The organism is Paraburkholderia sp. SIMBA_054 (assembly GCF_046534875.1).
GTDB classification, from domain to species: Bacteria; Pseudomonadota; Gammaproteobacteria; order Burkholderiales; family Burkholderiaceae; genus Paraburkholderia; species Paraburkholderia hospita.
Window position 1 is genome coordinate 1 of record NZ_JAWRXV010000128.1, and the last position, 8,092, is coordinate 8,092.

At 56.3% G+C, this 8,092-nt stretch carries 5 protein-coding genes; 2 read left to right on the forward strand and 3 right to left on the reverse strand.

The window, feature by feature from the left end; genetic code table 11:
• Positions 1 to 120 precede the first annotated feature (120 nt).
• Positions 121 to 1,476 (forward strand): hypothetical protein, encoded by a 1,356-nt coding sequence (locus SB822_RS53870; RefSeq protein ID WP_410858686.1) that lies wholly within the window; start codon positions 121 to 123, stop codon positions 1,474 to 1,476.
• 272 nt (positions 1,477 to 1,748) lie between these two features.
• Here the strand turns inward: SB822_RS53870 and SB822_RS53875 are convergent, their stop codons facing one another.
• Complete coding sequence (locus SB822_RS53875; RefSeq protein WP_410858687.1) at positions 1,749 to 3,287, reverse strand: IS3 family transposase; 1,539 nt, start codon at positions 3,285 to 3,287, stop codon at positions 1,749 to 1,751.
• 170 nt (positions 3,288 to 3,457) lie between these two features.
• Entirely contained in the window at positions 3,458 to 4,948 is a 1,491-nt protein-coding gene (locus SB822_RS53880) for an ISNCY family transposase (protein ID WP_410858688.1), read from the reverse strand.
• 400 nt (positions 4,949 to 5,348) lie between these two features.
• On the opposite strand from SB822_RS53880, the gene SB822_RS53885 reads away from it, so the two are divergent.
• Positions 5,349 to 6,320: a hypothetical protein gene (locus SB822_RS53885; RefSeq protein WP_410858689.1), complete on the forward strand. Its 972-nt coding sequence runs from the start codon at positions 5,349 to 5,351 to the stop codon at positions 6,318 to 6,320.
• A gap of 350 nt (positions 6,321 to 6,670) precedes the next feature.
• Here the strand turns inward: SB822_RS53885 and SB822_RS53890 are convergent, their stop codons facing one another.
• A complete protein-coding gene (locus SB822_RS53890) occupies positions 6,671 to 7,390 on the reverse strand; it encodes a toll/interleukin-1 receptor domain-containing protein (protein ID WP_410858690.1) in 720 nt (239 codons plus the stop codon).
• Positions 7,391 to 8,092: the final 702 nt, after the last annotated feature.

Below are 8,092 nucleotides of genomic sequence, written 5' to 3' on the forward strand. Positions count from 1 at the left end.
AACCATCGATGCGGAGCTGGAAATTCTGCTCAACGGATATGGTTCGAAATTCCAAGTAAATTTTTCGTGAACACTTAATCAGAATATCCAGAATATCAACATCGCATGGAGCCGTACTTTATGAGTCAAGCCCGCGGGCGATATGCGGGATCCCGGGACAACGGCCAACGCCATCCGCGCCACGAAAAAAAATCTCCGCCCAACCGGCAGGGACAACCGTATGTGAAGGAGCCTCCCCGCGACTCCGCCCAGACTGCCTCCATTTTCAAAACACGATCTTTTCAGTTTCTGGTCGATGCGGTGGGCGCGGAGAATATCGCGATAGCACTTGAATCGAACATGACGCGCGTGGGCGAACTGATGAAGGGCGAACGATTCACGCCCGAGACGGCCTTCCACATGGAAACCACGCTTGGGTTACCGCATGGTTTTTTTGACCAGCCCAATCCTGGCCTCGCGCCCGAGACCATTGCACGTCTGAAGTCACCGCTCGACTTCGTTCAAACGAATGACGGACATGACGTCGAGCCTGAAGCACCTAAGCCGGCTTCCGCCCTGAATGTCGAGCAGCAACGAATTCTTGAAGATAGTTTGTCCGAGGAAGCACAAATGCCAAAGAAAGTAGCGGGCGGGTCGTCCAGAGCCGTCAGGAACAGTCGAAGCGAACTCAAAGCTTCGCCTTCGAAAGACAAGACGTCTCCTAAAACGCCCCAACAGCAACCGCTGGCATTGAGCGACAGCGCCGAGGTGGAGAACATCCGGCGCGCTAACCTCCACGTTCTCACGAGTCGCAACGGATCGAAAGTAAGACTTGGCGTGGTCATGGAGATGAGTGGATTCAACATAGCCGATCGGCTACATGGCAAGAAGCGCATGGACAGTGTCGAAGCAAACCGGTTCACGGAGCGACTGGGTTTGCCGACTGGCTGGCTGGACACGCCGCGTACCGACGCCGAGATTCCAGAGTCGGTGTCGCGTATGCTTGCGCCTGCTCCGCGCGGTCGCGCCTCCGCTCAACAACACGAGCCGCTTGCGCCAGCAACGAACGATGGCGTGCAAGAGACACTCGCCGTCGGGAAGGTGCGCACGAGGCACGAGCGTGCGACCGCCTCGGGTGATTCAGAAAGCCCTTCACCTGTATCGGCGGATGTCGCGGAAGACAGAGCGAAGATCACCGTCAGCCCGCAAGCTGATGTAAAAGACTTCCCCGACGGTCTTGCCCGCCGCTCCCCCGAAGAAAGTGATGGCGAGGTCCCAACAGCCACATTGGCACCCCCTGATTCGTTGCCCGCCTCCACGATTCTGCTGCGAAATCCGGCTCCGCTCCCTGTCGCTTCCGTGACCAGCCTCGACAATCTTCACGGCGTTGCGCCGATCGCGGAAGCATTGATCAAGACGCTGGCAGGCAAGGCACGCACCGGTCGACTGGACGAATTGAAAGCCCTGGAACTTTTACAGCAAGCAGTCTTGTTATAAGTTGGTGGCGGCGTCGATCGACCAACGATGCCGCGCCTGGAATTACGCCGAATTGCGTGAATCCCGGTGAGACCGGAAACAGTTGTCACCGTGACTCACGAATCCGTTGCCCTACCGGATGATGCAGCCGCGGACACCCGGAGCGACGCCTTTTGCAGGAGCGAAGTTCAAGCCGCCCGCGTGACAACCGCGCAGAGGTTGGCCTGTCGTGTTGTTGTCAAGGCCAGATAGAAATGTCGGGGTTGGGGGTGCGGCGGAATTCTTGGACTGGTTTAAGTCGTCAGCCCGAGACTTTCTCGGTATTCAATCGGACTGAGTGCGCCAAGCGAGATCTTGATCCGCTTCTCGTTGTACCAGCGAATGTACGAGTCAACGACCTCAATGAATTGGTCAGTGCTAATGGCTTGCCAGTCGCGAGAGTAAAACAGTTCCGTTTTCAGCCGTCCAAAGAAGCCTTCGCATGCCGCGTTGTCCGGCGAGCAGCCCTTTCGCGACATTGAGCGAATCAGATTGGCCTCGCGTATTCGGCTAAGCCAGCCTGGCCAGCGATAGTGCGCGCCGCGATCTGAATGGACCACAGGTCGGCTGTTGCTACTGCCCATTGCTTCGACGGCAGCGTCGAGCATCGTGTTCACAAGCTCGGCGTCTGGCCGCGTACCGATCGACCAGCTGATCACGAGCCCATCGAAGCAGTCAATGATCGGCGACAGATAGACTTTACCGGCAGGAATCTGGAACTCGGTGATGTCTGTGAGCCACTTTTCATTCGGTGCTGCGGCCCGGAAGTCCCGGTTGATAAGGTTATCTGGAGCAGGACCTATTTCTCCAGCGTAGGAGCCGTATCGACGTCGCCTCGTCGTGGCCGCGGTTAGATGTTCCTGCTTCATCAAGCGCCGAACAACCTTCTCCGAGATGAAGACGTTCTGCCTGCCAAGTGCCGCACGCACCCGGCGATATCCGTAGCAGCAGTGATTCAGTTCAAAGATATCTGCAATGGCAAGGCGTACGCCAGCATACTTGTCGGCAGTCTGTATCCGCGCCCGGTGATAGAAGTAGGAGCTACGGGCGAGCCGCAATTCAGCAAGAAGCTCCGGCAGCGTGTAAGTCTGTTTCAGGGCGTCAACCAGTTCCGTCTTCTCCCGATTCGTCAGGAGTTGCGGGTCGACGCCCAGGCCTTTTTTTAGTATTTCATTGGCCTTCTTCAGAATGTCGTGTTCGATCTGGAGCTTCCGGATGTCTCGTCGGAGTGATTCGACCTGCTGCTCCAGCGTCGCCTGCTCAGAGGTCTGCGGGGGATCGTTGCGGCGTGTCATGGTCGAAACTGCCTCCTGACACAGTAACCGATTTCTCCAGTTGTACAACGTTGGGCGGCTCACGCCAATCTTTTCGGCAACTTCCTTAGCGCTTTCTCGTCGTGTGCACAGATCGATGACCGCTGTCTGCCTGAGCTCTCGCGCGTACCGAATACCCGAAGTCTTCCCGAGAGCGCGTTTCTTTCGTTCAGGATGCAACTCGTCGAGCCAGGCGACGAGCGTCCCGCGTCCCGGATATCCCAAGGCCTTTGTCGTTGCTGCCAGACACTGACCGTGGTTCATGTAGTGGTCCGTGGCCGCCTTTTTCTGTTCTGCCGAATAGCGTGGCCTCACGCAAATACGTTCCTTCGGCAAATCCAGGCATCGCTCGTATGTGTGATACCAACGTTCGAGGGATTTCGTTGTGGGATAGCCCAATCGACGAACGGTCGCGGCAAGGCGTTTTCCAAGCTTCAAGTAGAGCTTGACCGCTCGGATGCGGTCTTCATACGAATACATGGACTAGCTCCTAATAGTCCAAGAATTCCACCGCACCCCCGTTCCGGCTAGATAGAAATGTCGTGTTTTGACTTTGGTTTTGGTTTTGGGTGTGGGCGAATATTAATTTGTAGTCCTTCCTGTCTCTCTGAAGTGGGGGTGGGCGGGGCGTTCCAGGGATGTATAACGCGTCAAGGGCGGACGTCAGTCCGGCCCAGCTTCCCTTGACGCGCCGCCGGTTTCCCAGGCTGGGCAACGGTCGCAGGCGCGGCATCCGGGCGCTTGCGACCTTGCGAAGCCGGTTGCCAGTGTGTGGCCATCACCGCGGCGTTCAGGTCCTCCTGCATGATCTCGCCCGGCTTCTTCGTGCCCGGCTGGCGGTCCTTGGCGCGTACGGGCAGGCCCCGGTTCGTGCGGGAGGGCGAGCCCGAGGTGCGGCGGCTGTCGCGCTGCGCCTGCAGTGCCTGGGCGACCTGCAGTGCATGACCGAGCCGTTTGTGCCCGACCACGGCGCCCTGGTCGATTTCCGCGAGCCTGTCGTACGGGACACAGGGCAGCGCGACGCCGTCGGCCCGGATCTCGAGGCGTCCGTCCGGATACTCCCACACGTCGATATAGCGGCCGATCAGCCGGCGGGTCGCCCGCGTATCATCGAGCAGCCAGATCACGCGGTCGTTCAGCACGGTCAGCGCATCCGACACCTTGCGCTGGACTCGCCACGTCAGGATCGCGTCGAGATCCTCGTCCTCACGCAGCGGCCGGTGCGCGTCGAACGGGCTTCTGGGTGGCTTCGCGAAGCGCGCGTTGTAGGCCGCCATGAAGGCGGGCGCATACGCGTTGGCTTCCGCCACCGTGCTGATGCCGCGCAGCCGCAGCTCCTTGACGAGCCGGTCCTGCAGCGTGAGGTGCGCGCGTTCCACGCGGCCCTTGGCGGGGCTCGAGTTCGCGCAGAAGGTGTCGATGTTCAGCTCGTACATCGCGCGGCCAAACTGCGTGACACCCTGGCCCGCGGTACTGGCCCGGTTCCTGACGTGGAACACGCTCGCGCGGTCGCTGTAGAACGCCACCGGCTTGCCATGGCGTTCGAGGTACGCGCGCGTCGCCTCGTAGTAGCTGAAGGTCGACTCGGTGGCCGTGAAGTGCAGCACCATCAGGCGGCTGGTCGCATCGTCGACATACACCAGCAGCGTGCAGGCCGGTGCGCGGTCCTCGAACCACGCATGCTCGCAGCCGTCGATCTGCACCAGCTCCCCGAAACACGCGCGTCGCGCCCGCGGCTGGTGGATCTTCGGCGGGCGCTGGCTGCGCGGCACCCACAGGCCGGCGTCCGTCATCAGGTGCCGCACGGTCTCCTTTGCGAGCCGGATACCATGACATTCCCGCAGCTTCTCGCACGCCAGCGTCGGCCCGAAATCGGCATAGCGCTCGCGGATGATCGTGAGCGCGCGCAGTGCCAGACCTTCGTCAAGCTTCCGGTTACCGGGATTACCTCGCTTGCGCGAAGGCAGTCCGGCCGCGCCAGACTCTCGGTAGCGCGTCACCAGCCGCTCGACCTGACGTACCGTCAGGCCGAGACGCTCCGCGGCCCGGCCAGGCTTGAGTCCCATCTCGACGATCGCCTGAATCACCTTCAGTCGGTCCAGTTCGCGCATGTTCAAGCTCACCAGTGTGGCTGGGTTCATGGCTGGCTCCCCGCAATCCTGCACGAATCGCCAGCTTGCCAGCATTCAGAAACACGACATTTCTAAATAGCCAGAACACGACATTAGGATATAGCCGCTACAGTTGTTGCGTACGCCAGCGGGTTTTATGTCAAGTATCCGCCGTCTTCGTCTCATCCCAGCATCGCCGTGCCCTTCTAACTGACACAACACGGAGCGCGCAGCGGCCAAGACATCAGCGAGCAGCCGAGAAGTAACCGCGTCTGGCGCCGGTCACTCAGCCAACGTAACTCAATTAATCTAAACACACACCGTTATAGACATTCGTTGGCAATACCTCTTAACATAGAGGACTTTAGAACATCGAGGCTTGCTTCGATGTTAGGTCAGGCCAAACGTATGTCTTATCACGGGAACACGGGTGAACAATAACATATTCGAGCGACCAAATGTCCGACGCAACGCTGATGTGTACCGCTTGATCTCCAAATTGAGAAATCAAGAGAAAAGAAATATTCTCCGAGGCTACTACTCAAAAACAAATATCACAGCGGACCAAGTAGAAACCATGCGTCAGGGCAATTCGCTCTTTGACAGCATGATCGTTGGCGCCGTGCTGAAAGGTCCCGGTGGTCTGCTTGAGCGTAATCCAAACAAATCCAAAACAAGCAAAGACGTGTATCGCTTCACGACTTTCCCCCCTCTCAATTGGCAAAACGAGCTCTGTTACACCATTGGTTATATGAATTCGTCGTGTGATGCCATTTTGGAGATGTTGAACTATTTTAAAAGTTTAGCCTTTCTTGAATGCATGAATCCCGGCGATGCGCTGAACTTACTACAAAACCTAGCAAAGAGATTTGGTGCTTCGAATTACCTTTCGTATAAGCTTGCATATGTCCGAAGCGCATTTCCTTTAACCGCCGGTCAATTAAGAATAGTTTCCGAAATTGAACGTGACATCGAGCACCGCAATAGCGTCGGCATGCATTTCAGTGCGCTTGAAAACGTTAGTTCAAAGATCTCTCTTTTTGTGGTTGCTCAACGGCGCGTCAGTGGTCACGTTGGAAAAATAAAGGGCGAATTTAGACGCTCCCTTGCTTTAAGCAACTTTATTCCGACTCCTTTGAATAACGAGGATTTGGGAGCTTTCTTGCTTCGTGCGACAGAGTCATCGTTGATTGACACACTGTATGCGATCCTCACCATACTTAATCTTGGTGACGATTTTGCGGTAGCGCAGCGTGAAATCTATAGTCGTATCAACCCAGATCTAGCACAAAACCTAAAACATCTAATTAAATACTTCCAGATTGACGACAACAACGAACTTCAGTGTGGCACTGCTACGGGGCCACGGGAAAGTGGCGCCTCCATGCCATCATTCCTTTGAGCGCCCCGGCTTCCGCCGCTCTACTCAGATCTCGCGGCTTCGGTTGCGCCGCACCTGTACACGATGTCATCGCCGAGTTGCATGAGGCGACGTACCGTGGCAGCATGGCCTCAGACGAGATTGATCATCCTTACGTGCGCGGTTCGGCCATTCGCGTTTGGCGATTGAGGGTCTATCTTTCGCCAAAGATCGGCGAGCATCCGTCTCAAGAGGGGCTCATCGGTGGTTTATCGATCAACGATACCACGCGGTGCAGGAGCCGTAGAGAGGCTTCGGCGATTTAATTCGCTTACTCTGCCAGTGCACGGGTAATGTGACATTGAGTTCGCAATCGCTCCTGTGGCTCAAGGTTAGGCTATGTCCAACTGGCTTCGAAATTCTTCGGTTAGTGCGTATGAAAATTGTCCATCGGCAGATATCCGACGTTTGCGAACGAAAGCTTGCTGAATTAGCGTCTCCAGGCGATAGAACAATTCCGCAGATGCGTGCGGCTGATGCATTCCCTGCTCAATCTGTCGTTGCGAGATCTCGCGTCCATCCTTACCTTGTTCGACCAGATATCCCAATAGTTTCGCCTGCCCGGCGCTGAGTTCGTCGCGGATCGACTTGAGAGACTTACGGCTCGGCACTTCCAACTGAAGAGATGAATAACTTTCAACCACCAACTGGAAAAGTTTTATCGTGGCGCTTTTGGCTAAGTCTTCGATCGATGAACGATTAAAATTGTTCAAGCGAAGAAATAAACGATCCGAAATTCCATCCGGTAGTTCTTCAGACGCAACCGCCTCAAGGAGAATCGGGAGTACGAACGTTCTTTTAAGCTCCTGCTCGCGTTGAATCGCCCATTCTAGTTCTTGCATGACCCACTTTGAATCGAGCGCCTTCTTATCCAAGAAGATAATTATAAAATCGATGCCCGACTGGATGGTCGACTTTAGCTCCGCCGGGACAGACTCACCCCAGGAGAGGCTCTCCTCGTCAAGCCAAGTGAGGAGAAAGCTGGGAAGCATCCCCTTAAACTCACGGATCAAAGGTTTATGGTGACTATGATGCGAAAGAAAGATCTTCATGGTTGTGTCACTCCAAACGGCTGTGTTGCGTTTGTACCCACCGGCCCCTGGCCGCTTTGTTGCAGAAAAAATATGCAATGAAACGGATGCGTATTGGATTGGGAGCGTTCATCGGCTCTTTGGCAAGGTGCAAACTGTCCCGTGACAGCCGCGGTGTAGTGGACTCGTGCCGGGTCCTGCGTTCAGGTCCTTTGACCCTATCGAAGGAGGCACATCATCAATGCCAATCTCAGGAGCACATTTGAGAAGAATGGCACGAGACACGAATTCTGGGCGATTTTCCACTGCTTGTTGACATACAGAAGCAGTCCGACAGCTCCCGTTAAGACGTGCTGCTTTGCGGAGTTGCCTCTTGGGGCGTCGCTAGCAAGCCGCACAGCCTTGACACAAGCGGCTTCTTACGCCGTTACCGCCAGATTTTGCACGGATCGAACGAATACCCCGAGGCGAGCTGAACTCACGGCCGTCGATCGGTTCTTCGACATACACGGGTCGATACGGACGGAGACCCTTGGCACCGCACATTGCGCGAATGCTGGATCGCGTGATGCAGGTATCGCATGATGATGCGCCGAGGCACATAGTGAATGAAACGTTGGGCCGTCGCCGTGCTCTCTCAAAGAAAAGCGCTTCTTTCAAATCTCGAATGGGTGGCTTGGCGGGTCAAGTGCGGGCTTCAGCCCGGCGAAGCGAACACTTGAC